A 26,328-nucleotide genomic window follows, 5' to 3' on the forward strand; every position below is an offset into this window, starting at 1 on the left:
AACCCGCCCTTCCCGTCCGGGTGGTGTCGGTCATGCCCGCTCCGGTGCGTCGCGGTCACGGAACTGTCGGTACCCGGCGCTACCCTCCCCTCATGCCCGACACCGACACGGTCACCGCCGATCCGCCGCCCGGCGCCGAAGTCCCGCGCCGTCGGCCGGCCCTGTCCCCGTCGCGTGCCAGCGACTTCAAGCAGTGCCCGCTGCTCTACCGGTTCCGCGCGGTCGACAGACTGCCCGAGATCCCGACGAAGGCCCAGCTGCGCGGCACGCTGGTGCATTCCGTGCTGGAGCGTCTGTTCTCCCTTCCCCAGGCCGATCGCACTCCCCCGCAGGCCAAGGAGCTGCTCGCGCCGGCGTGGCAGGACCTGTCGGCGGAACGTCCGGAGTGGATCGAGCTGTTCGACCAGGACGATCCCGAGGCCGTCACCTCGTGGCTCGCTTCGGCCGAGCAGCTCGTCGACACCTACTTCGGGCTCGAAGACCCGCGGCGGCTGGAGCCGGAGGCGTGTGAGCTGCACGTCGAGATCGAGCTGGGCTCCGGGGTACTGCTGCGGGGTTACGTCGACAGGCTGGACGTCGCGCCCACCGGCGAGATCCGCGTCGTCGACTACAAGACCGGCGCCGCGCCCCGCGAGATCGGCGAGGCCAAGGCGATGTTCCAGATGAAGTTCTACGCCGTGGTCCTGTGGCGGCTGCGCGGTGTCGTGCCGCGTCAGCTGAAACTGATGTACCTCACCGACGGCCAGTCACTGGCCTACACCCCCGACGAGGCGGAGCTGGTCCGGTTCGAGCGCACGCTCGAGGCGATCTGGCAGGCGATCCTCAAAGCGGGCAAGACCGGCGATTTCCGGCCCAATCCGAGCAAACTCTGCGCGTGGTGCGATCACCAGGCGCTCTGCCCGCAGTACGGCGGCACTCCCCCGCCCTACCCCGGCTGGCCCGAGCCGGATCCCGGTGAGGAGTCCGTTTTGGACCGTGCGGATTAGAGTGCCGGTGTGACAGAGGCCTTTTACGTTTCCTCGGGCGACGGGAAGTTCGTCCCGACCGAGCACACCGCGGGCCCGTGGTCCCCGGACGCGCAGCATTTCGGGCCGCCCTCCGCGTTGCTCGTCCGCGCGCTCGAGGAGATCGACGCGCCGCACGCGAGCCAGCTCGCCAGGGTGACGATCGAGATCCTCGGTCCGGCACCGCTGAAGGAGCTTTCCGTGCGGGCGGGCGTGCGGCGCCCTGGCCGGTCGGTCGAGTGGCTGGAGGCCGAACTCGCCCACGGCGAGCGGGTCGTCGCGCGGGCGTCGGCGTGGCGCATCGCGACCTCGGACACCACACCGGTGGCCACCTCCGAAGGTCCTGCCCTGCCGTCGCCGGACGACGCCCCGGCGTCGAACTGGCCCGAAAGCTGGCACGGTGGCTATCTGGACGCCGTCGAGTGGCGGCGCGTCCGGGGCGCGCTCGACGAACCCGGCCCCGCGACCGTCTGGGGGCGCCAGCGCGTCGCACTGGTGGACGGGGAGAAGCCGAGCGCGCTGCAGCGACTGTTCGTCCTGGCGGATTCCGGCAACGGGATCTCGAACTTCCTCGACCCGCGGGAGTGGTGGTTCATCAACTCGGAGCTGACAGTGCACCTCCGGCGCGCACCACTGGGTGACTGGATCGGCGTCGACGCGGCCACCCTGGTCGGCCCGAACGGCATCGGCACGGCGACGACCACACTGCACGACGTGTCCGGGCCGCTCGCCTCCGGGGCGCAGGTGTTGCTGGTGCGACCGCGACAGGCGGGCTGATAGACGCGCTTTCTCGGCGTGTTTCCAATAGCCTTCCCGGAACAACAGACGCAGGGAGCGCTTCGGCATGCAGATCACCTCGGTGGTCAACCAGAAAGGCGGGGTCGGCAAGACCTCACTCAGCGTGGGCGCGTCGGCCGCACTGGCCGAACGCGGCCGCCGGGTGCTGCTGATCGACCTCGACCCACAAGGGCACGCGACCACCGAACTCCTCGGCCTGGACGAGGTGGCCCCGGACGCGCCGAGTCTGGCGAAAGCCCTGACCAAGGTGTGGAAGGGCCCGATCGAGGAACTCGCCGTGCGGCATCCGCGCAGCAACATCGGGCGCGGCGGCGCGTTCGACGTCATCCCGACGTCGCCGGGCATGTTCGACCTGATCAGGCGACTGGACCAGTTCCGGGTGCCGGGCTGGCAGCTGGCCAGGGTGATCCAGTTCGCGAACTACGACCACATCATCATCGACTGCCCGCCCGCGCTCGACGTGCTGACCAACAACGCGCTGGCCGCGTCGCACGGGATCCTGGTGCCGGTGCAGCCGGACCGGACGAGCATCCGCGCCCTGCGCCTGCTTTCGGACCAGGTGCGCTACGTCGAACAGACCGTCGGCCGTCCGCCGATCGCCTACTACGGCCTCGTTCCCGGGCTGTATCGCCGCCCGATCTCGCATTACGCGGCGGCGGCGCTGCAGGAGCTGTACACGTTCGGGATCCCGATGCTTTCGCACGTCCCGCTGGGTGTGGTGATGAACGAGGCGGCCGCGCACGGCGTGCCCGTGACGACCTACGCGCCGGAAACCCTGCAGGCGCTGTCGTTCCGGGAGATCGCGGCGACGCTGGACGGGTACCTGCAGAACCATCCGGCCCCGGCGATCGTGCCCGCGGACGAGGAGTTCGTCTTCGAGGACTTCATCACCGAGGTCTCGGTGGCCCGCAGCGCCAACGACAACGGCGCGCGGAAGAAGCTCTACGACCTGATGCCCAAGAAGCCCAACCGGCCTCGGTAGCCCATGCCATGAAAGGTCCTTTCCGTGCAAATTTCGCAAGGAAAGGACCTTTCATGGCGTCTTTTCATCCTGGCTGTGGCCCGGGGGCTGAAGGGCGCTTTCCCCGCATCGCATGCGGTGAAAGCGCCCTTCACCGCGTCAGATGAGGGGAAAGCGCCCTTCAGCCCCTCCCGCCCCACGCCAGGGTGAGAGGGAACGGGGTCGTGCGCGGGCAACGGCTCCGGCCGGTGACGTGGGTCGTGAGTGGTAAGTGCCGTTCTAACGACACTTACCACTCACGAGGCTTTACAGGCGGCAGGCCCGGATGTCCGAAGCCAGGACGGCCTTCGCGCCGGTCTCGGCCAGTTCGTCCATGATCCGGTTGACCTCCTTGCGCGGGACCATCGCCCGCACGGCCACCCAGTCGTCGTGCGCGAGCGGCGCGACGGTCGGTGACTCGAGGCCCGGCGTGATCGCGATGGCCGCGTCCAGCAGCGAACGCGGGCAGTCGTAGTCCAGCATCATGTAGTGCTGGGCGAACACGACACCCTGCAGCCGCGCCTTCAGCTGGTCCTTGGGCCGAGTGTGCTCGGTGCCCGCGCGCTGCAGCAGCACCGCCTCCGACACGCAGATCGGGTCGCCGAACGCCACGAGATTGTGCTGGCGCAGCGAACGACCGGACTCGACGACGTCGGCGATGGCGTCGGCCACGCCGAGCTGGATCGAGATCTCGACCGCGCCGTCGAGACGGATGACCTCTGCCTCCACCCCGTGCTGCTTCAGGTTCTCCCGCACGAGCCGCGGGTACGACGTCGCGAGCCGCTTGCCCTGCAGGTCCTCGGCCTTCCAGTCCCGGCCCGCCGGCGCGGCGTACCGGAAGGTGGACCCGCCGAAGCCGAGGCCGAGGATCTCCTCGACCGGGGCACCGGAGTCGAGCGCGAGGTCGCGGCCGGTGATGCCGAGGTCCAGTTCACCGGATCCGACGTAGATCGCGATGTCCTTGGGGCGCAAGAAGAAGAACTCGACCTCGTTGACCGTGTCCAGCACGGTCAGGTCGCGGGCCTCATGTCGCTTGCGGTAGCCGGCCTCTCCGAGCATCTCCGACGCGGCGGCGGCGAGGGCTCCCTTGTTCGGCACGGCGACACGCAGCATTGCTTCTCCTTGGTTCTCCGGGACGCGAGCGCGTCACAGGTACCGGTACACGTCCTCGGTCGACAGTCCACGGCCGAGCATGAGCACCTGTACCCGGTACAGCAGCTGTGAGATCTCCTCGGCGAGCCGGTCGTCGGATTCGTGCTCGGCGGCGATCCATACCTCGCCCGCCTCTTCGAGCACCTTCTTGCCCTGCGCGTGCACTCCGGCGTCGAGCGCGGCGACGGTGCCGGAACCGTCGGGGCGCGTCCGGGCGCGGTCGGCAAGCTCGGCGAACAGCTCATCGAAGGTCTTCACGGTCCGAGATCCTTCCATCCGCATCGCGACCGCGCTGCCCCGGGCCGGTGTGTTGCCACCGGCGTCACACCTCAGAACAGCGTCGACCCACCCCGTTCGAAGTCGAGCAGCTGCCGCTTCCGTTCGATACCACCGCCATAGCCGGTGAGATCGCCGTTCGAGCCGATCACGCGATGGCACGGCACGATGATCCCGAGCGGGTTCTTCCCGTTCGCGAGACCGACCGCCCGCGACGCCGTCGGCCGCCCGAGCCGGTCGGCGAGTTCGCCGTAGGAGACCGTCTCGCCATATGGGATCCCGAGCAGGCCTCGCCAGACCGTCCGCTGGAATTCGGTGCCGCCGAAGCTCAGCGGGAGGTCGAATTCCCGCCGTTGGCCCGCGAAGTACTCCTTCAGCTGTTTCTCGGTCTCCGCGAAGATCGGCGCGCTCGGATCGGGATGGCCGAAGGTCTCCGCGGCCGGACGGTGACGCTGCTCGACCATGTACAGGCCGCAGAGGCCTTCGGCGTCGGCGACCAGGGTCAGCGGGCCGTACGGGCTGTCGATGACGGTGTGCGTGCGCATGGCGCTCCTCGGACTCAGGCGGCGGGAAGCCGGTTGATCGGGTGGTCTCCGGTCGCCCAGAGGTGCTGCACGGCGTAGGCGCGCCAAGGACGCCAGCGTTCGGCGTGCGCGACGAGCCCGGCCGGGCTCAGCCCGTACGCCTTCGCGGCGACTTTGACGCCGAGGTCGGTCGGCAGGAACGCGTCCGGGTCGCCGAGCGAGCGCATCGCGATGCTCTCGACGGTCCACGGGCCGAAGCCGGGCAACGCGTGCAGCCGTTCCCTGGCCCGCTGCCAGTCACTGCCCGTTCCGAGGTCGAGGCCGCCTTCGGTCAGTTCGGCGACGAGGCCGAGCAGGGTCCGCTTCCGGCTCTGCGGCATCGCGAGACTTCCGGGGTCGATCCCCGCGAGGGCGGTGGCGTCCGGGAAGACGTGGGTGAGGCCGCCGTCCGCGTCCTCGATCGGCTCGCCGTGCGCGAGGACCAGCCGGGCGGCGTGCGTCCGGGCGGCGGCGGTCGACACCTGCTGCCCCAGTACGGCGCGGACGGCGAACTCGTCGCCGTCGACGGTCCGGGGCACCCGCCTGCCCGGCGCGGCCTTCACGAGCGGGCCGAGCAGCGGATCCGCGGCCAGGAGGTCGTCGACCGCGACCGGATCGGCGTCGAGGTCGAGCAGGCGGCGGCAACGGCTGATCGCGGTCGAGAGGTCCCGCAGGTCCGACAGCGAGAGACGGCAGCCGATGTAGCCGTCCTCGGGTTTGAGCGCGACGACGGCGGGGCCGTGCGGGAGCCGCAGCGTCCGGCGGTAGGCGCCGTCGCGCCACTCCTCGACACCGGGGACGCCGGTCGCGACGAGATGCCCGAAGAGGTTGTCCGGGAACAACGGCTTCCGGTACGGCAGGCGCAGGTTCAGCGTCCCGGGGGCGGTCGACGGCGTGGTGCGGACCCGCGCCCGCAGCTCCGTCGGGGACAGCGCGAAGACCTCGCGGACGGTGTCGTTGAAGGTGCGGACGCTGCCGAACCCGGCGGCGAGCGCGACGTCGATCATCGGCAGGCTCGTCGTCTCGATCAGCAGCCGGGCCGTCTGCGCCCGCTGTGCCCTGGCCAGGCTGAGCGGGCCCGCGCCGAGTTCGGCCCGCACATGCCGCTCGACCTGCCGGACGCTGTAGCCGAGCCGGGCCGCCAGCCCGCTCACGCCGTCATTGTCGACGACGCCGTCGGCGATCAGCCGCATCGCCCTGGCCACCAGATCCGCGCGTTCGTTCCACCGCGGCGAGCCGGGACTCGCGTCCGGGCGGCACCGTTTGCAGGCGCGGAACCCGGCCTCCTGCGCGGCCGCCGCGCTCGGGTAGAACGTCATGTTCTCCGGTTTGGGCGGGACGACCGGGCAGCTCGCCCGGCAGTAGATCCGCGTCGTCAGGACGGCGGTGAAGAACCAGCCGTCGAACCGGTCGTCCTTCGCCTGAACCGCACGGACGCACCGCTCGAAATCCTCATGCACCAGGTCAGCATCACCGACCACGCGGCCGGGGTCTAGCGGAAATGCGACATGGTGGTCAGGGCAGGAGCGCGGTCAATCCGGGCACGTCGAGGCCGACCAGCGACGAACGGAACACGCGCCGCTCCCCCGGCTGGACGTCGACGTCGTTCGGGATCACCACCACCGTGCAGCCCGCCGCGGCCGCGGAAGCCGCGCCCGGCGGGGAATCCTCGATCGCGACGCACCGGGAAGCCGTGACCCCCAGCAACTCCGTGGCCAGCTGGTACGGCCTGGCGTGCGGCTTGTTCAGACCATCGACCTCGTCACCGCAGACGGTGGCGGCGAAGTACTCGCGTCCGATGGTGTTGAGGGCGAGTTCGGTCAGCGACCGTTCGGTGGAGGTGACCAGCGCCATCGGCACACCCTGGACGCGCAGCAGTTCGAGCAGCTCCTGTGCGCCGGGGCGCCACGGGAGGGGGCCGTCGAAGAGGTTCGCCGTGCGCGCGCGGATCCACTCCCCCATCTCCGCGATCGACTCGGGCGTGACGGGTTTGGCGCACACTTCGAGCAGGAACGCGGCCGTGTCGTCCATATTGGACCCGACCAGGCTCAGCCGCTGCTCCTCGGTCAACGTGGCACCGAGGGTTTCGACGGCCTCGTAGAGGGCGACGTCCCACAGCTTCTCCGAGTCGACCAGCGTGCCGTCCATATCCCACAGCACGGCGGCGAGTCCGTCCAGTGTGGACGGTTCGGTCACGGCTCCCCCTTCACGATCAGGTGTTGAAGTACTTCGCCTCCGGGTGGTGGCAGACGATCGCGTCGGTCGATTGTTCAGGGTGCAGCTGGAACTCTTCCGACAGCTTCACGCCGATCCGCTCCGGGCGGAGCAGTTCGACGATCTTCGCCCGGTCCTCCAGGTTCGGGCAGGCGCCGTATCCCAGGGAGAACCGAGCCCCACGGTAGCCGAGATCGAAGAACTCCTCGACGTCGTCCGGGTCCTCCTCGGACACCGCGGCGCCGCCCGCGAAGCGCAGTTCCTCGCGCACCCGGCGGTGCCAGTACTCGGCCAGCGCCTCCGTGAGCTGCACGCCGAGGCCGTGGACCTCCAGGTAGTCCCGATAGGAGTTCGCGGCGAACAGCTCGTTGGCGTAGTCGGCGATGGGCTGCCCCATGGTGGCGAGCGTGAACGGAATCACGTCCACCTCGCCGTTCGCGAGCGCGCGCTCCCGCGGCCGGTAGAAGTCGGCGAGGCACAGCCGCCTGTCCCGCCGCTGCCTGGGGAAGGTGAACCGCAGCCGTTCCGGGGCGTCCGGGCGGGGCTCGGTCAGCACCACGACGTCGTCGCCGTCGGCGACGCACGGGAAGTACCCGTAGACCACGGCGGCGTGCGCGAGGACGCCGTCCGCGGTGAGCCTGTCCAGCCAGTACCGCAACCGCGGCCGTCCCTCCGACTCGACCAGTTCCTCGTACGTCGGCCCCTGGCCGCCGCGCGCGCCTTTGAGCCCCACAGGCCCATGAAGGTCGCCCGTTCGTCGAGCATGGCGGCGTAGCCGGCCACCGGAACCCCCTTCACCACGCGGGTTCCCCGGAACGGCGGGGACGGGAGCGGGACGTCCGTGGCGACGTCGGAGCGGGCCGGAAGGTCCACTTCGGACTCTTCGGTGGCCTTCTTCGCCTCGCGCGCCTCGGCGATCCGCAGCGACCGCTCGCGGCGTTCCTTGCGCTCCTGGCGTTTCCGCTCGGCTTCGGCGTCCACGAGGGGCGATTCGCCGCGTTTGGCCGCCATGATCGCGTCCATCAGGCGGAGACCTTCGAAGGCGTCACGGGCATAGCGGACATCGCCGAGATAGAGCTCCGCGAGCTCGTTCTCCACATAGGACCGGGTGAGCGCCGCCCCGCCGAGCAGTACCGGCCACCGCGCCGAGACACCACGGGAGTTCATCTCCTCGAGGTTCTCCTTCATGATCACCGTCGATTTCACCAGCAGGCCGGACATGCCGATGGCGTCGGCCGCGTGCTCCTCGGCGGCCTCCAGGATCGTCGTGATCGGCTGCTTGATGCCGAGGTCGACGACCTCGTACCCGTTGTCGGACAGGATGATGTCGACCAGGTTCTTGCCGATGTCGTGGACGTCGCCGCGCACGGTGGCCAGCACGATCCGGCCCTTGCCGGAGTCGTCCTCCTTGTCCATATGCGGTTCGAGCAGCGCGACGGCGGCCGACGATCCGCCGTTCCAGCCGCTCGAACAACGGCAGCGCGGCCAGTTCCTCGGCGCGGGAGGCCTTCGACGACGCGGTGCTGACGCCCTCGAACAGCGCCATCAGCTCCTGCAACGGGTCATAGCCCTCGCGGCGCCGGTGCCGAGCAGCATGGTGCGGTGGTCTCGACGGTGATCGAGGCGATCACCGGCACCCGCCTGCCCTCGGCCTGCATCGCCCGGTGCGCGGCGATGATCGAGGCCTTCGTCTGGAGGATGTCCTGCGTCGCGTCGGCGCCACCGGCCGGCAGGCCACGCACTTCTTCGAGGTAGGCGTCACGCAACGTGGTGAACGGGGCGTGCCCGAGCGTCGGCAGCTTTGTTTCCGGACCGACCGACCCGAGGACATAGCGCGGGCGATCGGGTGTCCCGTACTCGTCGGCGGCCTCGCGCGCGAGCCGCGCGCCCGCTTCGGACAGTTCGAAGATCCTGTCCTCTATGCCGTATTCGGCCAGGTTCGCGTAGTTCGCGCCGAAGGTGTTGGTTTCGACGAGGTCGGCGCCGGCTTCGAGGTAGCCGCGATGCACGCCGCGGACGACGTCCGGACGGGTGACGTCGAGAATCTCGTTGCAGCCCTCGAGTCCGGCGAAATCGTCGAGGCCGAGGTCGTGCGCCTGCAACGCGGTCCCCATCGCACCGTCGGCTACCAGGACCCGGGCGCGCAGCGCGTCGAGCAGCGGTGACGGAAGGCGATCGGACATGCTCAACAGCGTACGACCGCCTGGTCGTAGGCTGGTCCGGTGAGTGAGCCCGTCGACGAGACCCAGCGGCCCGGCCGCGACCACCCGGATGACACCAAGCCGATCATGATCGTCGCCTTCGAAGGATGGAACGACGCAGGTGACGCGGCCAGCCGGGCGGTCGAGCATCTGCAGCTCAACTGGGATGCGACACCGCTGAGCGAGCTGAGTCCGGACGAGTACTACGACTTCCAGGTCAGCAGACCGACCGTGCGCATGGTCGACGGCGTCACCCGGAGGGTCGACTGGCCGACCACCCGGCTCTCGGTGTGCCGCCCGGAGGGCTTCAGCCGGGACATCGTGCTGGTACAGGGGCCCGAGCCGAACATGCGCTGGCGCGCCTTCTGCGGGGAACTGCTGGAGTACATCCAGCAACTGGACGTCGCCACCGTCGTCACCCTCGGCGCCCTCCTGGCCGACACCGCGCACACCCGTCCCGTCCCGGTCACCGGGACGGCGTACGACAAGGACACCGCTTCGCAGTTCGGCCTGGAGCTGAACAACTACCAGGGGCCGACCGGCATCGTCGGGGTCCTGCAGGACTACTGCGTCCAGGCCGGTGTCCCGGCGGTGTCGATCTGGGCGGCCGTGCCGCACTACGTGTCGCATCCGCCGTCGCCGAAGGCCACCCTCGCGCTGCTGCACAAACTCGAAGACGTCCTCGACGTCGAGATCCCGCTCGGCGCGCTGCCCGAGCAGGCCGAGGAGTGGCAGCGGACGGTCACCGAGATGGCCGAAGAGGACGAGGAGATCAGCGAGTACGTCCGGGGGCTCGAGGAGCGCGGGGACGCGGAAACCGAGTTCACCCTGGACGACGTCAGCGGAGACAAGATCGCGGCCGAGTTCGAGCGGTACCTGCGGCGCCGTCGTCCCGGGCAGGACGGTCCGGGCCGGGGCTGACGGCGGCTGGTCTCGTGAGTGGTAATGACGGTTCTAACCGTCATTACCACTCACGAGGCGTCAGAAGATGCGGCGCAGCGGGATGGGGCCCCGCGCCCGCTTCCGCCACTCCCGCGGATACCCGAGCGAGACCTCTTCGAACCGCACCCCGTCCGCCTCCGTGGAGCGCGGGATGTGCAGATGCCCGTAGACGGCCACCTCCGCGCGGTACCGCAGGTGCCAGTCCTCGGTCTCGGTGGTCCCGCACCACAGCGCGAACTCCGGCCAGTACAGCGGCGCCGTCGGGTGCCGGTGCAACGGCCAGTGCGACATCAGGATCGTCCCGTGGTCCTCCGGGATCGCCTCCAGCCGCTCGGTGCTGACCTTCACCCGGTCGGCGCACCATGCCTGCCTGCTGGGATACGGGTCCGGGTGCAGGAAGAACTCGTCCGTGCACAGCACGCCGGCGTCGCGCGCGTGGTCGATGGCCTTCTGCAACGACAGCCCCTCGGCCTCCGGGGCCCGCCAGCTGTAGTCGTACAGCACGAACAACGGGGCGATCGTCAGCGGTTTCTCCTGGTGTTCCCACACCGGATACGGATCCTCCGGGGTGAGGACGTCGATCTCCCGGCAGCGCTCGACCAGATACTCGTAGCGCGCCTGGCCCCGCAGCTGGCATTCGTCCTTCTGGGTGGTCCACAGCTCGTGGTTGCCGGGTACCCAGACGACCTTCGCGAAGCGTTCCCGCAAGGTCTTGAGCACCCCGATCACGGACTCGGCGCGTTCGGCGACGTCACCGGCCACGAGCAGCCAGTCGTCGGGGGTTCGGGGGACGACCTCGTCGACGAGCGGGGCGTTGCCCTCATGGGTGACATGGAGGTCGCTGGTGGCGAAGAGATGCGGCACTCCACCACCGTAGCTTCACCCGGACCGGGGAACCGCCGAAACCGCATCCCCGCGTAAACGACCCGACGCCAGCACGCCCAGCACGATCAGCGCCGAGGCGGTGTGCAACGCCGCCTGGACGTTCAGCAGGACACCGGCGCCCAGCACGCTCACCAGCCCGCCGGTCAGCAGCGCGCCCAGTGCGGTGAACCCCGCCATCCCGGCGAACATCGTGCTGAGCACCCGGCCGGACCGTTCGGCCGACGCGGCCGTCTGGACCAGCGACAACAGCCCGGACCCGGCCAGCACCCCCGGCGCGCCGACGAGGCCGAACAGTCCGATGTAGACACCCAGCGACGCGGTCAGCGCGGGCAGGTTCCAGATCAGCGCCGACAGCAGGCCGAGCGCGAGCCCACCCCAGCCGAGCAACGCGGCGGGCGCGACCTTGCGGGCGACCGTGGCGACCGCGAAGCCCGCGACCAGACCGCCGAGTGCCTGCACGCCGCGCAGCAGGCCGACGTCGCCTTCGGTGCCGTCGAGGATGTCGAGGACGAAGACCACGAACAGCACCAGGAACATCCCCTGCGCCAACGAGGTCAGGACCACGACGAAACCGGCCACGCGCAGCCGCCCTTCCCGGCCGATCTCGCGCAGGCCGTCGAGCCACGCCTTCACCACCGGCTCGTGCGGACCGGCCGCGACGGGTGCCGTGGCCCGGCGGAAGGGACGCGCCAGCAGGAGAGACGCGATCACCAGCACCCCGAGGTAGGTCACCACGACCCAGCCCAGACCGCCGAAGCCGAGCAGGAGACCGCCCGCCCAGCCACCGGCGAGCCGCGAGACGCTGCTGTTGATGCTCATGAGGCCGTTGGCGCCGATCAGCTCGTCCGGGGCGACCAGTTCCGGCACGAGCGCGTTGCGCGTGGGTTCGAACAACGAAGCCAGCCCCGCCTGGCCCGCCATGACCGCGTAGATCACGACCACGGGGCCGTCGGCCCCGAGGAAGAGCAGCGGGAGCGCGACGAACGCCTGTCCCGCGCACACCACGCACAGCACCAGCCGCCGGTTCCAGCGGTCCGCGATCACCCCGGCGACCGGGCTGAGCAGCACCGCGGGCAGCAGGCCGAGCACGATGCTCAGCGCCGTGGTGGCCGCGGACCCCGTCGCCTGGAAGACGAAGACCGGCAGCGCGATCTGCAGCATCCACTCGGCGGTCTCGGAGAAGAAGGCGGCGATCCAGAGCCGCGCGAAAGCGGGTTCCCTCAACGGTTTCATCTGCTCGGCTTCCCCTCCGCGTCGATGCGCGGGAACGCGCGCAACCCCAGATGCACCGGCCGGGCCTCCTCGGGCGCGTCCTTCCGGATCGCGCCGACGTAGGGCCGGACCAGCGCGTCGATCCCCTCGATCAGCTTGTCCAGTTCCGCCGCGGTGACCCGCAGCGAGTACGTGTTGATGCCGGCGGAGTCCTGCCACTCCTGCTCCAGCCCGTCGGCGGCGTCGAGGTAGCGCTCGGTCAGTTCCCGCTCCCGGGCGAGCGTCGTGCCCAGGACGGCGAGCTGTGCCCCGCGCAGCGAGGGGTCGTCGCCGAATTCGAGGCCGACCTGGCACGCGCGCCAGGGCCGCTCCCGCCCGTCCTCCGCCTCGACCCGCTCCACGAGCCCGTGCTGGGCGAGCTGGCGCAGATGCCAGCTGATGTTGGAGGCGCTCGAACCGACGGCCGTCGCGCAGTCGCTCGCCGTCCGCGGGCCCACCGCCATCAGGTGGTCCAGCAGTGCCGACCGCAGCGGATGCGCCAGCGCCCGCATCAGCTCGGCGTCCTCGATCCGCTTGCGCGGCGGCAACCCGGCCATCGGCTCGATCCAATCTGAAAGAGTTCTTTCGAAAGCTCTCTTTCAGACTTCCAGGCGGCCCCGGGGTTGTCAACCGGCCTCGATACCCTTGCCGGGACAGTTGCTGCTTACCTCGGTAACTGCACAAGTCAACTACTGCCCCAGGAACGCATATGCCCGACCAGCGGGAACTCGCCACCGCGGCCGCCCTCGAGATCCCCCGGTTCGTCAGCGCGACCGTGCTGTTTCAGACGGCCATGGCGGAGCGGCTGGGGATCAGCCCCACCGAGTTGCACGGCCTCCAGCTGGTCATCAGCGGTGCCGCGACCTCGCCGACGGGTCTCGCCCGGGCGCTCGGCATGACGACCGGCGCGGCGACACGGCTGCTCGACCGGATGGAGAAGCAGCGTCTCGTCGAGCGCGTCCCCGATCCGGCCGACCGCCGCCGCCTCCTGATCCGCCCGCTCCCCGACCGACTGGACGACGTCGGCGATCTCTACGCCCCCATGGCCCGCTTCTTCGGCGATCGTCTCGGCAGGCTCGACCGGCGCCAGCTCGCGGCACTTCTCGGCGTCATGACCGATGGCCGCGCCTTCGCCGAACAAGAGGCCGCCCGCCTGCGATCCGGCTCACCGGAAAAGGGGGTTGACTAACGCTACATAGGTTGCGTTAGAATTCCTCCCATCATGGACAACTGACACCCGCACCCACCCCGTCCCGAGGCTGCTTCGGTCGAGCACGGCTCCCGTAAGCGACAACGCCCGGCGGGGATCCCCCACGGATCCGAAACGCGGTGATGTCCTGTGTCTCTTTCGCTGATCGCCAAAGACCTCGTCCGTTCCTACGGCGCCCGCGTCGTGCTCGACGGTGTCGACCTGACCGCTTCGGCGGGGCAACGGCTCGGCCTCGTCGGCGAGAACGGCGTCGGGAAGTCCACGCTCCTGCGGCTGCTCGCCGGGGTCGAAGAGCCCGACGCCGGCGAGGTGCTCCGCGGCGACGACGTCGGATTCCTCTTGCAGGAACTGCCGTTCCCCTCGACGGCCCGGTTCTCCGACGTCCTCGACGACGCGCTCGCCGAAATCCGGCAGGCGTCGGCGAGGCTGGACGAACTGACCGAAGCGCTCACGGAACACCCTGACGACGCGGCCGTGCTCGACGAGTACGGCACGGTCCTCGAATGGGCCCAGGCGCACGATCTCTGGGACGCCGACCGGCGGGCCGAGGTCGTGTGCGCGGGCCTCGGTCTCGCCGGGATCGACCCGGCGCGGCCGCTGGGCACCCTGTCGGGCGGGCAGCGATCGCGGCTCGGCCTGGCCGCGCTGCTGATCCGGCGGCCGGGGACGCTGATCCTCGACGAGCCGACGAACCACCTCGACGACGCCGCGATGGAGTTCCTCGAACAGCATCTCGCGTCGCTGACCGGGGTCCTCGTGCTGGCGTCGCACGATCGCGTGTTCCTCGACGCGGTGTGCACCGACATCGTCGACCTCGATCCGGCGCTGGGTGGCCCGACGCGGTACGGCGGGGCGTATTCCGCCTACCTGGACCAGAAACGCGCCGAACGGGCGCGCTGGGAACAGCGGTACGCCGAGGAACAGGACGAGCTGAAGGAACTGCGCGAAGCGGTGGCCGTCACCGCGCGCAACGTCGCGCACAACCGGCCGCAGCGCGACAACGCCAAGATGCTGTACGACTTCAAGACCGGGAGGGTGCAGAAACAGATCTCACGGCGGGTCCGCAACGCCCAGCTGCGGCTGGACGAGCTGGAGCGCGATCAGGTGCGGAAGCCACCCGCGCCACTGCGGTTCCAGGCGGAACTGACCGGCAGGCCCGGCGACGACAAGACGGCGATCTCGGTACGGGACATCGAGGTCCCGGGCCGGTTGCGGCTGGACACGCTCGACATCACGACGACGTCGAGGCTCCTGATCACCGGCGGGAACGGCGCGGGGAAGTCCACGCTCCTGTCCGTGCTCACCGGCGCCCTCACCCCGGACGCCGGGACCGTCCTTCGTGGACGCGGGGTGCGGATCGGGCTGCTGGCACAGGATGTCGAGTTCGCCGAGCCGGACAAGTCGGCTCAGCGGACCTACTCCGAAGCGCTCGGCGAGGCCGCTCCGCCGTTACGGAGCCTGGGCTTGCTGGCTCCGCGCGACCTCGGGACCCGGGTCGGCGCGCTGTCGGTCGGGCAGCGACGGCGGCTCGCGCTGGCGTTGCTGGTCGCCGATCCGCCGGAGGTCCTCCTCCTCGACGAGCCGACGAACCACCTCTCGCTCAGCCTGGCCGAGGAGTTGTTCGCCGCCCTCGACACGGCTCCGGGCGCCGTCGTCGTCGCTTCGCATGATCGCTGGCTGCGGCGGGACTGGGCGGGTGACCGCCTGCGGCTGGCGGACGGCCGGGTCGCAGTATAGGGCGTTATACGGGCGTCGGGTGTGTCATAAGGGGTCCCCATAGGACGAATTTCGTCCTATGGGGACCCTCATGACGTTTCTCAGAGCACGATGCCGAGCAGCGCGTCGACCGCGTTCCGGATCAGGCCGGGCGCCGCCGGGTCGGAGCCGGAGCGCTTCAGCGCCTCGCTCACCCAGGCGTCGACGGCGGTGAGCGCCATCGGGGTGTCGAGATCGTCGGTCAGGTGGTCGCGGAGACGCGCGATCGTGTCCTCCGCGGCCGGGCCGGTGGCGAGCGAGACGGCCTCGCGCCAGCGCGAGAGCCGGTCTTCGGCGTCCGCGAGCAGCTGCGCGGTCCACGGGCGGTCTTCCCGGTAGTGACCGGCGAACAGCGCGAGCCGGATCGCGCCGGGGTCGACCTTGTCGGCGCGCAGCCGCGAGACGAACACGAGGTTCCCGCGCGACTTCGACATCTTCTCGCCGTCGAGGCCGATCATCCCGGCGTGCACGTAGTGGCGCGCGAACGGGCGGTCGCCCGCGACGGCCTCCGCGTGCGCGGCGCTGTACTCGTGGTGCGGGAAGATCAGGTCGGAGCCACCGCCCTGGACGTCGAAGCCGAGGCCGAGGCGGTTGACCGCGATCGCGCTGCACTCGATGTGCCAGCCGGGGCGTCCCTCCCCCAGTTCCGACTCCCACGACGGCTCGCCCGGCCGCGCCATCCGCCACAGCAGGGCGTCGAGCGGATGCCGCTTGCCCGGCCGGTCCGGGTCGCCGCCGCGTTCGGCGAAGAACTTCGCCATGGTCTCGGCGTCGTAGTTCGACTCGGCGCCGAAGTGCCCGGTCGCGTTGTGGTCGAAGTAGATGTCCGGGTACTCCGCGTCGTCGGCGCGGTACGCGCTGCCGTTCGCCAGCAGCTTGGCGATCACCTCGACGATCTCCGGGATGCTCTCCACCGCGCCGACGAACTGCCGCGGCGGCAGGACCCGCAGCGCGGTCATGTCCTCGCGGAACAGTGCCGTCTCGCGCATGCCCAGTACGACCCAGTCGTCCTTGTCCCGCTCGGCGCGCTCCAGCAGGGGCTCGTCGATGTCGGTCACGTTCTGGACGTAGTGGACGTCGTGCCCGGCGTCGCGCCACAGGCGGTTCACCAGGTCGAATGTCAGATACGTGGCGGCATGCCCCAGATGGGTGGCGTCGTACGGCGTGATGCCGCAGACGTACATCCGGGCCGTGGACCCCGGTGCGGTGGGGCGGATCTGCCCCGTCGCGGTGTCGTGGAGCCGCAGCGGACGGGGGGTGCCGGGGATACGGGGCACGTCGACCGATGACCAAGTCTGCATACCTCGACTGTAAGCGGAGCCGCCGCGCCGTTCCCGCCCGGTGGGAGGCGGACACGGCCGGAGTAACCGGATCCCCTACCCGCGGGCCCGGTCGGCGTTGGCGTGGACGGCGTCCCGGATGTACTCGCCGAGGCCCGGCCGCTGGTCCGGTTCGCGCACCAGGAAGCCGAGCTGGACCGGTTCGGTCGCGTACATCCCGGCGATCTCGCGGTGCAGGCCGTGGTCGCAGTCCCCCATGAACGCGGCCAGCATCCGCCGGTGTTCCTCGGCGAGGTCCATCGCCGCGGCACTGTCGGCGGGCGCGCCGGAGTCGACGACGTCGAGCAGCCGCCGGACCCAGTCTTCACGGGCCTTCTCCGCCTCGCTCCATTCCTCCTTGGACAGTGGCATCGCCGCCGCCTGCCACTGCGGGGTCTCGCCCCACCGCCGGACCGCCTCCTCCGCGTACCCCTCCGGTTCACGGAACTCGCCGAAGACCTCGAACTTCTCCTCCGGCGTCAGCGCGCCGCCGACCTGCTTCGCCTTGATCACCCGTTCGACGGACTCGACCATCCGGCTCAGCTCACCGATCCGCTCCAGCAGCAGCGTCCGCTGCCGCCGCAGATGCTCCAGCGCGTCCAGGCCCGGATCGTCGACGACCTTCGCGATCGTCTCCAGGCCGAAGCCGAGTTCGCGGTAGAACAGGACGCGCTGCAGGCGATCGAGGTCTTCGTCGCTGTAGCTGCGATAGCCCGCGGAAGTCCGGCCGCTCGGGGAGAGCAGGCCGATCTCGTCGTAGTGGTGCAGCGTGCGCACGGTGACCCCGGACCACGCCGCGACCTTCCCCACCGGATACCCCATCGGTCCAGCGTAGGTGGCCCCGCCGCCCGGCCGGAACGGGATCGGCCGCTGACCTACCGTTTCCTGGTGCGCAGGTAGTCGCCGACCACGGCGGCGCCGAGCCCGTCGAGGTCGGGTGCCACCACCCGGCCGCCCGAACGGCGGGCGATGAGGTCGACGAACGCCGTCAGGCGCGGGTCGTCCCCGAGCCGGAACACCGTCACCGACGCGCCCAGCTTCGCCATCCGGTCCACTTCGGACAGCGTCTTGAGCAACGTCCTCGGCTGGGGCGGATAGTCGAACTCCGCCGTGCCGTCGGGTTCCAGATGCGCTGTCGGCTCACCGTCGGTGACCATCAGGATCACCGGCTGCGCGTCGGGATGCCGCCGCAAATGGCGTCCGGCCAGGAGCAGGGCGTGGTGGGCGTTGGTGCCCTGTTCCCAGGCGCCCTCCAGGCCGACCAGTTCGGCCAGTTCGACCGCCGTCGCGTGACGGCCGAAGGTGATCAGCTGCAGGGCGTCGTTACGGAACCGCGTGCTGATCAGCTGGTGCAGCGCGAGCGCCGTCCGCTTCATCGGCAGCCAGCGGCCTTCCTGCACCATCGACCACGACGTGTCGACCAGCAGGGCCACCGCCGCGCGCGACCGGTGCTCGGTCTCGATCACCTCGACGTCGGAGACGTCCATCCGGACGGACCGCCCGCCCACCGAAACCGAGCGCAGGACGGAGTTGCGGACCGTCCTGGAGACGTCCCAGGGCTGCATGTCCCCGAACCGCCACGGCCTGGTCGCGCCGGTCGGCTCGCCCGCGGCACCGGCCGATTCGGTCTCCCGGCTGCCCGCCTTGCCGCGCAACGCGTTCACGACGTCAGCGAGCGCGGTTTCCCCGAGGCGACGCAAAGCCTTGGGAGACAACCGGAGTGAGCCGTCGGGGGCCCGTTCGAACAGACCCTGCCGCCGCAGTTCACGTTCCAGTTCGGACAGCCGGCGGGCATCGACGCCCGCGTCCGGGCCGAGCTGACGCTGGAGCGCCTCGATGTCGATGTCCTCCAGCCGCGCCCCCGGATAGGACTGGCCCAGCTGCTCGGCCAGCGCGTCCAGTTCGGCGAGGTCGGACATCGCCCTCGCGCCCTCGCCGAGACCGAGCGGATCGTTGCCGCGGAAGCGTTCCGAGGACGTCCAGTCCTCACCGGGCCGCAGCGCCCGCAGCTGCGAGTCCAAAGTAGACAGCTGCTGCGCGAGCCGCGGGTCCCCGAACGCCTGCTGGGCCAGCTCGGCCAGTTCGGCGCGCTGCTCGGGGGTCATCGAGTTGAGCATCCGCTGCGCGGCCGCGGCCCTGGCGGCGAGGACGTCGATCAACTCCTCGACGTTCTTCGGGTTCTCCGGGAAGAACTCCCCGTGTTCGCGCATGAACCCGGCGAACCGCTCGGTCACGTCCTCACGGCCCTGCGCGTGCGCGGCCAGGAGGTCGTTGAGGTCGGCGAGCATCCGGTTGACCCGCTCGACGTCCTCCGGACCGGCGTTCCGCATCGCCTCCTTCATCCCTTCGAAACGGGAATCCAGCAGCTCACGGCCGAGCAGATCGCGGATCTTCTCGTAGTTCTCCCGGCCCTGCCGCGATCGCCAGTCGTACTCGGCGAGTTCACGGACGGCCGCGGCCGTCCCCGGCGGCAGCGCGTCCAGTTGTGCTTCGCGGAACCGGGCGTCGTCGTCCGGGTCGGGGAACAGGTCACGCCGCTCGGCCTCCAGCGCCTCGTCGAGCAGCCGCTGGACCTCTTGGAGGGTGCCGTCCAGCCGGTGGCGGCGCTGGATCTCCGACCGGCGCTGCCACAGCCGCCTGGTCAGCTCGTCCAGCCCGGCGGTGCGCGGGGTCCCGCGCCTCAGCAGTTCCTCCAGCGCCGACCGGGGCGAGGCCCCCGCCATCACGTCGCGGCCGATCTCGTCGAGCGCGTCCCGCAGATCGGCGGGCGGCGCCAGCGGATCCGGGCCGTCGTGCCACGGCCCGTACGAATAGCCTTCCGGCTGTGTCATCGCCGCCTCCGCGGGAAAGAGTACGTCGGCGGTGAGTTCATCGGCCGTAGACGGTCGTCGAGTCGTCGGAGTCCTTGGCGAGTTTCCTCGACAGGAACAGGGATTCCAGTGCCAGTTCGACCGCGGCGGCGATCCGGCCCGCCGGTTCGCCGGGGCCGACCCCGGCGCGGGCGGCGACGTCGTGGAGCACCGGCAGTTCCGGCAGCGCGGCGAGCACGTCCTTACCCGGCACGCGTTCCCCGGTCGTCACCAGATGGCCGTCCTCGACGGCGTCGGCCAGCGGCAGGAGGTCCAGTCCGGCGAACCGCGAACGGGCCGTCTCGGCGACCGCCCGGCGCAGCAGGTGCACGAGGTGCTCGTTTTCGCGCCCCTCCTCCCCCGGCTCGAATTCGAGTTTGCCGCGCAGGACGGCGGGCACCGCTTCGAGGTCGACCGGGCGCGCCACGGCGGGGTCCTCGCCGGTCAGCGCGGAGCGGCGCAGCGCCGCCGCGCCCACGGTTTCCGCCGCCGCGACGGCGAACCGCGCCGAGACGCCGGAACGCTGGTCGATGACCGGCGATTCGCGCAGGTTCCGGACGAACCGGGCGAGCACCTCCAGCAGCGGCTCGCCGACCTCGGCGACCAGGTCCGCCTCCTGCTTCACGACGGCGATCTCCGCGTCGACGTCGAGCGGGTAGTGCGTCCGGATCTCCGCGCCGAACCGGTCCTTGAGCGGGGTGATGATGCGGCCGCGGTTGGTGTAGTCCTCCGGGTTGGCCGTCGACACCAGCAGCACGTCCAGCGGCAGGCGCAGGGTGTACCCGCGCACCTGGATGTCGCGTTCCTCCATCACGTTCAGCAGCGCGACCTGGATGCGCTCGGCGAGGTCGGGCAGTTCGTTGATCGCCACGATGCCGCGGTGGGCGCGCGGGACGAGTCCGAAGTGGATGGTCTCGGGATCGCCGAGGCTGCGGCCCTCGGCGACCTTCACCGGGTCGACGTCGCCGATCAGGTCACCGACCGAAGTGTCCGGTGTGGCCAGTTTCTCCGTGTAGCGCTCGTCGCGGTGGCGCCAGGTCACCGGCAGGTCGTCGCCGAGTTCGGCGGCGCGGCGGCGGGATTCCGGGGTGATCGGGTCGAGCGGGTGCTCGCCCAGTTCGGCGCCCTCGATGACGGGCGTCCATTCGTCGAGCAGTCCGGCGAGGGTCCGCAGCAGCCTGGTCTTGCCCTGGCCGCGTTCGCCGAGCAGGACGACGTCGTGGCCGGCGAGCAGCGCGCGTTCCAGCTGCGGCAGGACGGTACGGGAGAAGCCGACGATCCCCGGCCAGGGGTCTTCCCCGGCACGGAGCTTGGCGAGCAGGTTGTCGTGCAGTTCTTTTTTGATCGAGCGCGGCAGCATGCCTGCCGCGCGGAGGTCCCCGGCGGTCCGGGGCAGATGTGCGGGAACAGCGTTCACCTGTTCGACGCTACGTCGCGATCGTGGGCCCTGTCGACGTGAAGCAACTCCAGCCCGAGGATCAACCGATCGGTGGATGGCGGTCTCCAGAGATCGGCCGATGTGGGACCGGGTGCCCGCGCGCGAGGCTGGGTCCATGCCCAAAACGCGTAAACCTCCGGTGCCCCAGGACGATCTCGACCACCCTCGCAGCCGCACGGCCTTCCTGCGGATGAAGGCGCTCGTCGGCTGCTACATCGGCCTCAGCGTGCTCGCCCTCGTCGTCGCGTATCTCTGGCGCGACCGGCCGGACCTCGTGACCGACGTCGTCTGGGTCCGCGGCGAGGGCGTGCTCATCGCCTCGGTGGTGCTGTTCGTGTTCGTCCTCGGCGCCGCTCGCGGACGGCGCGGTGCGTACCTGCGGTTGCGGATCGCCTCGGCGGCCATGGTGGTCGCGATCGCGGTGCTGATCTCGCTGCCCGGCTTCCTGCCCACGTGGATGCGGATCGAGCAGGGGCTCTGCGGTCTCGTCCTGATCGGTGTCGCGGTGATCGCCAACGGCGGTCATCTGCGATCGTTGTTCGCGAGTGGGCGTACAGCGGGGGTGTGAATGAGAGTTCCGGAGCAGCTGCGGGGTCCGGTGGTGACCTCGCTGCCCTTCGCGCTCCTGGCGGTCCTGGCCGGTTTCAGCCTGGTGACCGGCGGAGCGCGATGGCCGGAACTCGTCCTCTGCGGGCTCGCCGCCGGATGGATGCTGGGGTTGTTCGCCCTGCCGCCCGCCTGGTGGGAAAGCGTGCCGGCGATGTCCGTCTTCCTGGGGGTGCTGACGGCCATCACGCTGGTCCTCGTACTCGACGCGCCGTGGTTCGGCTGCTTCACCCCCGCCCTCTACGTCTACGCGTTCCGGCTCTTGCCGTGGCCGTGGGTCCTTCCCGGCGTCGCCGCGGTGGCGGTGGTGGCCGGGACCGCCCAGGCCTACGGCGTGGAGAAGTCCACGTTCGCCGGGGTGCTGGCGTACCTGGCCGTGCTCGCCGTCAACGCCGGTCCGATGTGCGGTTTCGCCTGGTTCGCCTGGCGCAGCGGCGAACGGACCCGGGAACGGGAGAAGACGTTGCGGGAGCTGGCCGAAGCGAACCGGCGGCTGGAGGCGAGCCTCGCCGAGAACGCCGCCCTCCACGACCGGCTCCTCACCAGTGCGCGCGACACCGCCGTGCACGACGAACGCGAACGGATGGCCCGCGAAATCCACGACACCCTCGCGCAGGGGCTCACCGGGATCATCACGCAGTTGCAGGCGGCCGAGCACGACCCGGATTCGTGGCGACGGCGCACCACCGCGGCGACGGCGCTGGCGCGGGAAAGCCTGACCGAGGCCCGGCGTTCGGTGCACGCGCTGCGGCCCGAACCCTTGCGGACTTCGCGGCTGAGCGAAGCGCTCGAAGGCGTCGCGGACCGGTGGTCGGCGCTGCACGGCGTCGCGGTGCGGGTCACCACCACCGGAACCGTCGTGCCGCTGTCCCCCGAGACCGAGATCGCGTTGCTGCGGACCGCGCAGGAGGCGCTGGCGAACGTCGCCAGCCATGCCCGCGCGACCCGCGCCGGGGTGACGTTGTCCTACCTGGACGGCGAGGTGGCCGTGGACGTCCGGGACGACGGCCGGGGGTTCGATCCGCTGGATCCGCGCGGTGACACCACCGGGGGCGGCTTCGGGCTGACCGCGATGCGCCAGCGGATCGAAAGCCTGTCGGGAACGCTGCGGATCGAGTCCGAACCGGGCGGTGGCACCGGGATCTCGGCCCGTGTCCCGCTGGGTGCGCGCCCCGCGTGACTTTGCTTCCGATCCGCGCCCTGCGCACGGTTTCGGGCGGCGCACGACTAAAATCAACCCAGTGTGCCGTCCTAGTGCGACCCTCGCGGTCTGGTCTTCGGCGTGGCTGAACGGAGCCGCCGCCTCCGACGACGTCCTTGACGCCCTTCAGGTCTGGGGCGAAGCCCACGACGTCGTCGCCGCCGACGCCGCGGCCGCCGAGGCGTTCGATCTGCCGCTGGCGTTCAATCGTGCGGCGACCCCGGTCCAGCTGCTTCTCGCGTTGCGGGCGCAGGGCGCGAAGAGCATGCAGTTGCTGATGCCGGTGCCCGGTGATGTCCGCGGGCTCGGGGGCGGTGGTCCGTTCACCGAGGCCGCGCTGCGGGCGGGCGAGGCCGTGGTGTTGCCGGATTTCGGCTACGGCCTGGTTCCGGAGACGATCGCCGAAGGGCTGATGCGGTGGACCGTGTATTCGGTGCCGATGCCGGGTGTCCTGGAGTACCGGCCGCTGGGTGAGGCCGAGCACGGCCTGACCGACGCGATCCGCGCGAGTGCCGGCGCGCTGCAGACGCTCGACGTCGCCAGCGACCGGCCGGGTGTGCGGGCGGAACTTTCGGCGCGCCTGCGGTCGGCCACCGACGCGCCCTGGCCCGCCGGGATGCCCGGGCGGTCACTGCGGGTGCTGCAGCGCTCCGAGGAGATCGCGGCCATCCTCGCGATCGCCGAATCCGACGATCCGGGTGGCGCGCTCTCCGCCTCGGCCGCGCTTCGGCGGGCGGAAGCGTTGCGGCCGCTGGCCGAAGCGATCCGGAACGCGCGGTACGCGGCGATCAACGAAGCGGTGCGGGTGTTCGCGGACCAGGCGGACCGGCACCCCTAGCGCCTGCGGTTCACACGGCGACGGCGTGCCGTTCCTGGATCTTTCCGGCGTACCGGACGGACCACAGGGACAGCCCGCCGATCACGGCCAGCAAGAGGACCACGCTGAGCCCGTTCATCACGTCGGCGGGCAAGGTGTAGACCAGCGGCACCCGGACCGCGGCTTCCAGGAGCAGGGCCACTCCCCAGACCGCCGACATCCGGGTGAAAGCCCGGCGGAGCGCGGGGATCTCGCCGGTGAGCCGATCGAGTTCGGCGCGTTTGGCCGCGCTGGAGCCGGCGCGCACGGCGACGAGCACCATGGGGGTGCGGCCGAAGCAGCTCAGCAGCAGCACGATCGCCGCGGTCGCGGTGCCGAAGGATTCCTTCAGCAGCAAGAACTTCGCGTCGCCGGTGACCAGCGACAACACGAGACCGACCCCGAGCACGCCTGCCAGCAACGCGGCGAAGCCGTCGAAGCACCTGTCGCGGACGGCGACCCACGCTATCCGGACGGCGGCCAGCACCGCTCCGGCCAGCAACGAGACCTGCTCGCTCTGTCCGGCGAGCCGGAGCCCGTAGTAGGCGGCCAGTGGCACCGCGACGTCCCAGAGCAGCAAGGCGAGGGCCGGGTTCCTCCCGCGCGCGGTCATGATCGTGTCTTCCCCGCCGCGTCGCAGTCGGCCAGGAAGGACAAGATCCGCGCGTTGACCTCGGCCGCCGCTTCGCCCGCGATGGCATGGGTCGCCGACGGCCACAGTTCGACCTGCCCCCGCGGCAGCAGCGCGCGGGCGCGGGCGGCGGCGCGGTCCGGCCGGTGGATGACGCTGCGCCCGGCCACCAGGGCCAGCACCGGCATCCGCAGCGAACGCAACTGCGCGTCGGTGATCAGCCTGGGCGCGGGCAGCGCGATACGGAAGGTCCGGATGCCCTCGTCGATCACCCGCGCGACGGGGTCGGTGGTGTCGACCTCCGCGCCGCCGGAGATCCAGCGGAGGAACGACGGGCGGGCCCAGCGGTTGACGACGGGGACCGCGGTGAGCGTGGCACGGAGGACCAGTCCCGCGGTCAAGCCGCCGAACGTCAGCACCGGATCGATCAGGGTGAGCGACGTGAGCCGCTCCGGCGCCCGCGCGGCGAGGTTGGCCGCGAGCCAGCCACCGAACGAGTACCCCACCAGGTGGACGGCCGGCAGCTCGAGTTCCGCGAGCACCGTGCTCAGCCACGCGGCCTGATCCTCGCCGTCGCGGATCGGGGCCGTCTGCCGACTGCGTCCGGGCTCGCCGATGAGGTCCAGCGCGTAGACCTCCCCGTGCCGCAGCAGGGCGGAGAGGTTGGGTTCCCACATCACCGCGGTCCCCGCGCGACCGGGCAACAGCACGATCGGTGTTCCGCCCGGCCGCCCGAACCGGTACACGCGCGCCACCCCGAACGCCGTCTGGATGTCGTGGATCCCCGCCGGTGGGGGCAAAGCCGCCAATCCCCGCGCGTAGACGACCTCGTACTCGGCCCGCGCCTCCGGCGAAGCGAAACCGCCCACCTTCATATGTCCTCCCTCTTTTACGGTACGATCGGATTGTAACCAGTTGGTGAAACGTTGGCAATCCGATCGGACTGTTAAAGGAGCGGCGAGTGCCCAAACGAGTCGACCACGAGCACCGGCGGGGGCAGATCGCCGCGGCCGTCCGCCGCATCGCGGCCGACCGGGGGCTCGAAGGCGTCAGCCTGAACGAGGTCGCCGCCGAAGCCGGTATCTCGAAAGGGTTCGTCCAGCACTACTTCGCGTCGAGGGACGAGATGCTGCGCTACGCGGCGACCACCTTGCGGGGCGGGCTCGAAGACCGCATCGCCGCCGGCCTTCCCGGCGAGAAGCCCGGTGTCCGGGATCTGCTCGTCGCTCTGCTCCCCCTGGACGAAGACGCCAGGGACGACGCACTGGTCGCCAACGCCTTCCTGATGCGCGCGCTCAAGGATCCCGAGATCGCCGGCCACTTCCGGACCGGCCACGGCGCGCTCCGCGACGCGGTGGCGGCGATACTGGCCGCCGCCCGCGACGACGGCGATCTCGTGCCCACCGTCGATCCGGCCACCGAGGCCACCCTCCTGCTGGCACTGGTGGCCGGCCTGGGAGACGCGGTGCTGCTGGGCTACCAGTCCGGCGAAGAGGCCATCGGCCTCATCGACCTGCACCTGTCGAGGATCACAGTCTGATGACCATCCGAAAGCCCCGTCGCACCGCTCCGATCCTCGCCGTCGCGTCGATCGCCCTGCTCAGCGCGTGCGGGCCGCGCTACGACGAGGCCACCACGGAACCCGTCCCCAGTCCCGTACCGACCTCGGCGGCCGCACGGGAGAAGCCCCCGCGCGAGCTCGCGGCCAAGGTCCGCTACGACATCGAAGGGCGAGCGGAGGAGATGATCGGCGGACCGGATCCCGGCCTCACCCTCCAGTGCGGGGAGTTCTCCGGCGGTTTTCTGAGCTGCTCCGCCCACTTCAAGGACCAGACCGTCCAGATCGACGCACGGATCTACGACTACTCCCCTGGCCTGGCTCTGGACACCTACAAGCAGGAAATCACCGCGAAGGCCCGGTTCCTCGTCCGGGAACAGGTGCACCGGGAGTTCCACGAATCGATCATGGCTTTCCAGAACGGCGACCCGCTCGACGCCGACGACGTCCTGCGCTGCGACAAGATGCCGGAAGTGACGACCGTCAGGCTGGGCGTCGACGACGAACTGGTGGACACCGGCATCCGCTGCTACCACTACGGCGGGACACTGACCTCGACGAAACACCTGAAGGTCAGGTCCAGGGACATGGGTTTCTACGACTGATCCCGCTCGTGAGT

At 70.5% G+C, this 26,328-nt stretch carries 26 protein-coding genes and 1 pseudogene; 11 read left to right on the forward strand and 16 right to left on the reverse strand.

What is annotated here, in order from left to right; all coding sequences use genetic code 11:
* The first annotated feature begins 92 nt into the window (after nt 1–92).
* The 3 genes from L324_RS36235 (at nt 93) to L324_RS36245 (ending at nt 2,784) form a co-directional block, all read left to right on the forward strand.
* Nucleotides 93–986 carry a RecB family exonuclease gene (locus L324_RS36235; protein ID WP_037319693.1) on the forward strand — a complete coding sequence of 298 codons (894 nt, stop codon included), beginning with the start codon at nt 93–95 and terminating at the stop codon, nt 984–986.
* Between the two features lie 9 nt (nt 987–995).
* Nucleotides 996–1,781, forward strand: coding sequence for a thioesterase family protein (locus L324_RS36240; protein ID WP_037319696.1), 786 nt, complete (start codon nt 996–998; stop codon nt 1,779–1,781).
* A 67-nt stretch (nt 1,782–1,848) separates the two neighbouring features.
* The gene (locus L324_RS36245; RefSeq protein WP_037319698.1) at nt 1,849–2,784 is read left to right on the forward strand and encodes a ParA family protein; all 936 of its coding nucleotides are present in this window, start codon (nt 1,849–1,851) and stop codon (nt 2,782–2,784) included.
* A 285-nt stretch (nt 2,785–3,069) separates the two neighbouring features.
* On the opposite strand, the gene hisG is transcribed toward L324_RS36245, so the two are convergent.
* The 7 genes and pseudogenes from hisG to L324_RS44350 form a co-directional block, all read right to left on the reverse strand.
* A complete protein-coding gene (gene hisG / locus L324_RS36250) occupies nt 3,070–3,915 on the reverse strand; it encodes an ATP phosphoribosyltransferase (RefSeq protein WP_037319700.1) in 846 nt (281 codons plus the stop codon).
* A gap of 33 nt (nt 3,916–3,948) precedes the next feature.
* Nucleotides 3,949–4,212 (reverse strand): phosphoribosyl-ATP diphosphatase, encoded by a 264-nt coding sequence (locus tag L324_RS36255; RefSeq protein ID WP_034306611.1) that lies wholly within the window; start codon nt 4,210–4,212, stop codon nt 3,949–3,951.
* Nucleotides 4,213–4,283: 71 nt separating this feature from the next.
* Nucleotides 4,284–4,775, reverse strand: a complete 492-nt coding sequence (locus tag L324_RS36260) for a methylated-DNA--[protein]-cysteine S-methyltransferase (RefSeq protein ID WP_037319703.1) — start codon at nt 4,773–4,775, stop codon at nt 4,284–4,286.
* Nucleotides 4,776–4,789: 14 nt separating this feature from the next.
* A complete protein-coding gene (locus L324_RS36265; protein WP_037319706.1) occupies nt 4,790–6,253 on the reverse strand; it encodes a DNA-3-methyladenine glycosylase 2 family protein in 1,464 nt (487 codons plus the stop codon).
* A gap of 55 nt (nt 6,254–6,308) precedes the next feature.
* Nucleotides 6,309–6,989, reverse strand: coding sequence for an HAD family hydrolase (locus L324_RS36270; RefSeq protein ID WP_081736582.1), 681 nt, complete (start codon nt 6,987–6,989; stop codon nt 6,309–6,311).
* Nucleotides 6,990–7,005: 16 nt separating this feature from the next.
* A pseudogene (locus L324_RS36275) lies at nt 7,006–8,589 on the reverse strand (vitamin B12 dependent-methionine synthase activation domain-containing protein); the annotation flags it as partial.
* Entirely contained in the window at nt 8,570–9,190 is a 621-nt protein-coding gene (locus tag L324_RS44350; protein ID WP_438938478.1) for a homocysteine S-methyltransferase family protein, read from the reverse strand. The pseudogene L324_RS36275 and the gene L324_RS44350, both read right to left, overlap by 20 nt.
* A 39-nt stretch (nt 9,191–9,229) precedes the next feature.
* On the opposite strand from L324_RS44350, the gene L324_RS36280 reads away from it, so the two are divergent.
* Complete coding sequence (locus L324_RS36280) at nt 9,230–10,129, forward strand: PAC2 family protein (protein ID WP_037319708.1); 900 nt, start codon at nt 9,230–9,232, stop codon at nt 10,127–10,129.
* A gap of 60 nt (nt 10,130–10,189) precedes the next feature.
* Here L324_RS36280 and L324_RS36285 read toward each other — a convergent pair whose 3' ends face one another.
* Genes L324_RS36285 through L324_RS36295 form a run of 3 tightly spaced genes read right to left on the reverse strand, consistent with a single transcriptional unit; the run spans nt 10,190 to nt 12,843 of the window.
* Complete coding sequence (locus L324_RS36285) at nt 10,190–11,014, reverse strand: metallophosphoesterase family protein (RefSeq protein ID WP_037319710.1); 825 nt, start codon at nt 11,012–11,014, stop codon at nt 10,190–10,192.
* A 15-nt stretch (nt 11,015–11,029) separates the two neighbouring features.
* Nucleotides 11,030–12,268, reverse strand: a complete 1,239-nt coding sequence (locus L324_RS36290; protein WP_037319711.1) for an MFS transporter — start codon at nt 12,266–12,268, stop codon at nt 11,030–11,032.
* Nucleotides 12,265–12,843 carry an ArsR/SmtB family transcription factor gene (locus tag L324_RS36295; protein WP_037319714.1) on the reverse strand — a complete coding sequence of 193 codons (579 nt, stop codon included), beginning with the start codon at nt 12,841–12,843 and terminating at the stop codon, nt 12,265–12,267. The genes L324_RS36290 and L324_RS36295 overlap by 4 nt, the downstream gene beginning before the upstream one ends.
* Nucleotides 12,844–12,995: 152 nt before the next feature.
* On the opposite strand from L324_RS36295, the gene L324_RS36300 reads away from it, so the two are divergent.
* Nucleotides 12,996–13,475 carry a MarR family winged helix-turn-helix transcriptional regulator gene (locus L324_RS36300; protein WP_037319716.1) on the forward strand — a complete coding sequence of 160 codons (480 nt, stop codon included), beginning with the start codon at nt 12,996–12,998 and terminating at the stop codon, nt 13,473–13,475.
* A gap of 150 nt (nt 13,476–13,625) precedes the next feature.
* Entirely contained in the window at nt 13,626–15,233 is a 1,608-nt protein-coding gene (locus L324_RS36305) for an ABC-F family ATP-binding cassette domain-containing protein (RefSeq protein WP_037319718.1), read from the forward strand.
* Nucleotides 15,234–15,313: 80 nt separating this feature from the next.
* Here the strand turns inward: L324_RS36305 and mshC are convergent, their stop codons facing one another.
* From mshC to L324_RS36325, 4 genes are all read right to left on the reverse strand, one after another.
* Nucleotides 15,314–16,552, reverse strand: coding sequence for a cysteine--1-D-myo-inosityl 2-amino-2-deoxy-alpha-D-glucopyranoside ligase (mshC, locus tag L324_RS36310; RefSeq protein WP_037319721.1), 1,239 nt, complete (start codon nt 16,550–16,552; stop codon nt 15,314–15,316).
* A 75-nt stretch (nt 16,553–16,627) separates the two neighbouring features.
* Nucleotides 16,628–17,392: a MerR family transcriptional regulator gene (locus L324_RS36315; RefSeq protein WP_037319724.1), complete on the reverse strand. Its 765-nt coding sequence runs from the start codon at nt 17,390–17,392 to the stop codon at nt 16,628–16,630.
* A 53-nt stretch (nt 17,393–17,445) separates the two neighbouring features.
* On the reverse strand, nt 17,446–19,401 hold the full coding sequence (locus L324_RS36320; protein WP_037319727.1) for a vWA domain-containing protein: 1,956 nt from the start codon (nt 19,399–19,401) through the stop codon (nt 17,446–17,448).
* 37 nt (nt 19,402–19,438) lie between these two features.
* Nucleotides 19,439–20,836 (reverse strand): sigma 54-interacting transcriptional regulator, encoded by a 1,398-nt coding sequence (locus tag L324_RS36325; protein WP_037319729.1) that lies wholly within the window; start codon nt 20,834–20,836, stop codon nt 19,439–19,441.
* A gap of 136 nt (nt 20,837–20,972) precedes the next feature.
* Here L324_RS36325 and L324_RS36330 point away from each other — a divergent pair, with 136 nt between their 5' ends.
* The 3 genes from L324_RS36330 (at nt 20,973) to L324_RS36340 (ending at nt 23,502) form a co-directional block, all read left to right on the forward strand.
* Nucleotides 20,973–21,425: a hypothetical protein gene (locus L324_RS36330; protein WP_037319779.1), complete on the forward strand. Its 453-nt coding sequence runs from the start codon at nt 20,973–20,975 to the stop codon at nt 21,423–21,425.
* The gene (locus tag L324_RS36335; RefSeq protein ID WP_037319731.1) at nt 21,426–22,643 is read left to right on the forward strand and encodes a sensor histidine kinase; all 1,218 of its coding nucleotides are present in this window, start codon (nt 21,426–21,428) and stop codon (nt 22,641–22,643) included.
* Nucleotides 22,644–22,704: 61 nt separating this feature from the next.
* A complete protein-coding gene (locus L324_RS36340; RefSeq protein ID WP_037319733.1) occupies nt 22,705–23,502 on the forward strand; it encodes an Rv1486c family protein in 798 nt (265 codons plus the stop codon).
* Nucleotides 23,503–23,512: 10 nt separating this feature from the next.
* Here the strand turns inward: L324_RS36340 and L324_RS36345 are convergent, their stop codons facing one another.
* Together L324_RS36345 and L324_RS36350 are read right to left on the reverse strand one after the other, a co-directional pair.
* Nucleotides 23,513–24,133 (reverse strand): VC0807 family protein, encoded by a 621-nt coding sequence (locus L324_RS36345; protein ID WP_037319736.1) that lies wholly within the window; start codon nt 24,131–24,133, stop codon nt 23,513–23,515.
* On the reverse strand, nt 24,130–25,026 hold the full coding sequence (locus L324_RS36350) for an alpha/beta fold hydrolase (RefSeq protein WP_037319738.1): 897 nt from the start codon (nt 25,024–25,026) through the stop codon (nt 24,130–24,132). Before L324_RS36350 ends, L324_RS36345 begins: the two co-directional genes overlap by 4 nt.
* Nucleotides 25,027–25,112: 86 nt before the next feature.
* Between L324_RS36350 and L324_RS36355 the strand changes: the two genes are divergently transcribed.
* Together L324_RS36355 and L324_RS36360 are read left to right on the forward strand one after the other, a co-directional pair.
* Complete coding sequence (locus L324_RS36355; RefSeq protein WP_037319741.1) at nt 25,113–25,691, forward strand: TetR/AcrR family transcriptional regulator; 579 nt, start codon at nt 25,113–25,115, stop codon at nt 25,689–25,691.
* Complete coding sequence (locus L324_RS36360; RefSeq protein ID WP_037319744.1) at nt 25,691–26,314, forward strand: hypothetical protein; 624 nt, start codon at nt 25,691–25,693, stop codon at nt 26,312–26,314. Before L324_RS36355 ends, L324_RS36360 begins: the two co-directional genes overlap by 1 nt.
* Nucleotides 26,315–26,328 lie beyond the last annotated feature (14 nt).

Origin of the sequence: Amycolatopsis orientalis DSM 40040 = KCTC 9412 (assembly GCF_000478275.1) — a bacterium.
Taxonomy (GTDB): domain Bacteria; phylum Actinomycetota; class Actinomycetes; order Mycobacteriales; family Pseudonocardiaceae; genus Amycolatopsis; species Amycolatopsis orientalis.

Coding starts and splice junctions, on each gene's coding strand:
- L324_RS36235 (WP_037319693.1), top strand. CDS start 93: ATGCCCGACACCGACACGGTCACCGCCGATCCGCCGCCCGGCGCCGAA.
- L324_RS36245 (WP_037319698.1), top strand. CDS start 1,849: ATGCAGATCACCTCGGTGGTCAACCAGAAAGGCGGGGTCGGCAAGACC.
- hisG (WP_037319700.1), bottom strand. CDS start 3,915: ATGCTGCGTGTCGCCGTGCCGAACAAGGGAGCCCTCGCCGCCGCCGCG.
- L324_RS36260 (WP_037319703.1), bottom strand. CDS start 4,775: ATGCGCACGCACACCGTCATCGACAGCCCGTACGGCCCGCTGACCCTG.
- L324_RS44350 (WP_438938478.1), bottom strand. CDS start 9,190: ATGTCCGATCGCCTTCCGTCACCGCTGCTCGACGCGCTGCGCGCCCGG.
- L324_RS36290 (WP_037319711.1), bottom strand. CDS start 12,268: ATGAAACCGTTGAGGGAACCCGCTTTCGCGCGGCTCTGGATCGCCGCC.
- L324_RS36295 (WP_037319714.1), bottom strand. CDS start 12,843: ATGGCCGGGTTGCCGCCGCGCAAGCGGATCGAGGACGCCGAGCTGATG.
- L324_RS36300 (WP_037319716.1), top strand. CDS start 12,996: ATGCCCGACCAGCGGGAACTCGCCACCGCGGCCGCCCTCGAGATCCCC.
- mshC (WP_037319721.1), bottom strand. CDS start 16,552: ATGCAGACTTGGTCATCGGTCGACGTGCCCCGTATCCCCGGCACCCCC.
- L324_RS36315 (WP_037319724.1), bottom strand. CDS start 17,392: ATGGGGTATCCGGTGGGGAAGGTCGCGGCGTGGTCCGGGGTCACCGTG.
- L324_RS36320 (WP_037319727.1), bottom strand. CDS start 19,401: ATGACACAGCCGGAAGGCTATTCGTACGGGCCGTGGCACGACGGCCCG.
- L324_RS36330 (WP_037319779.1), top strand. CDS start 20,973: ATGCCCAAAACGCGTAAACCTCCGGTGCCCCAGGACGATCTCGACCAC.
- L324_RS36335 (WP_037319731.1), top strand. CDS start 21,426: ATGAGAGTTCCGGAGCAGCTGCGGGGTCCGGTGGTGACCTCGCTGCCC.
- L324_RS36345 (WP_037319736.1), bottom strand. CDS start 24,133: ATGACCGCGCGCGGGAGGAACCCGGCCCTCGCCTTGCTGCTCTGGGAC.
- L324_RS36350 (WP_037319738.1), bottom strand. CDS start 25,026: ATGAAGGTGGGCGGTTTCGCTTCGCCGGAGGCGCGGGCCGAGTACGAG.
- L324_RS36360 (WP_037319744.1), top strand. CDS start 25,691: ATGACCATCCGAAAGCCCCGTCGCACCGCTCCGATCCTCGCCGTCGCG.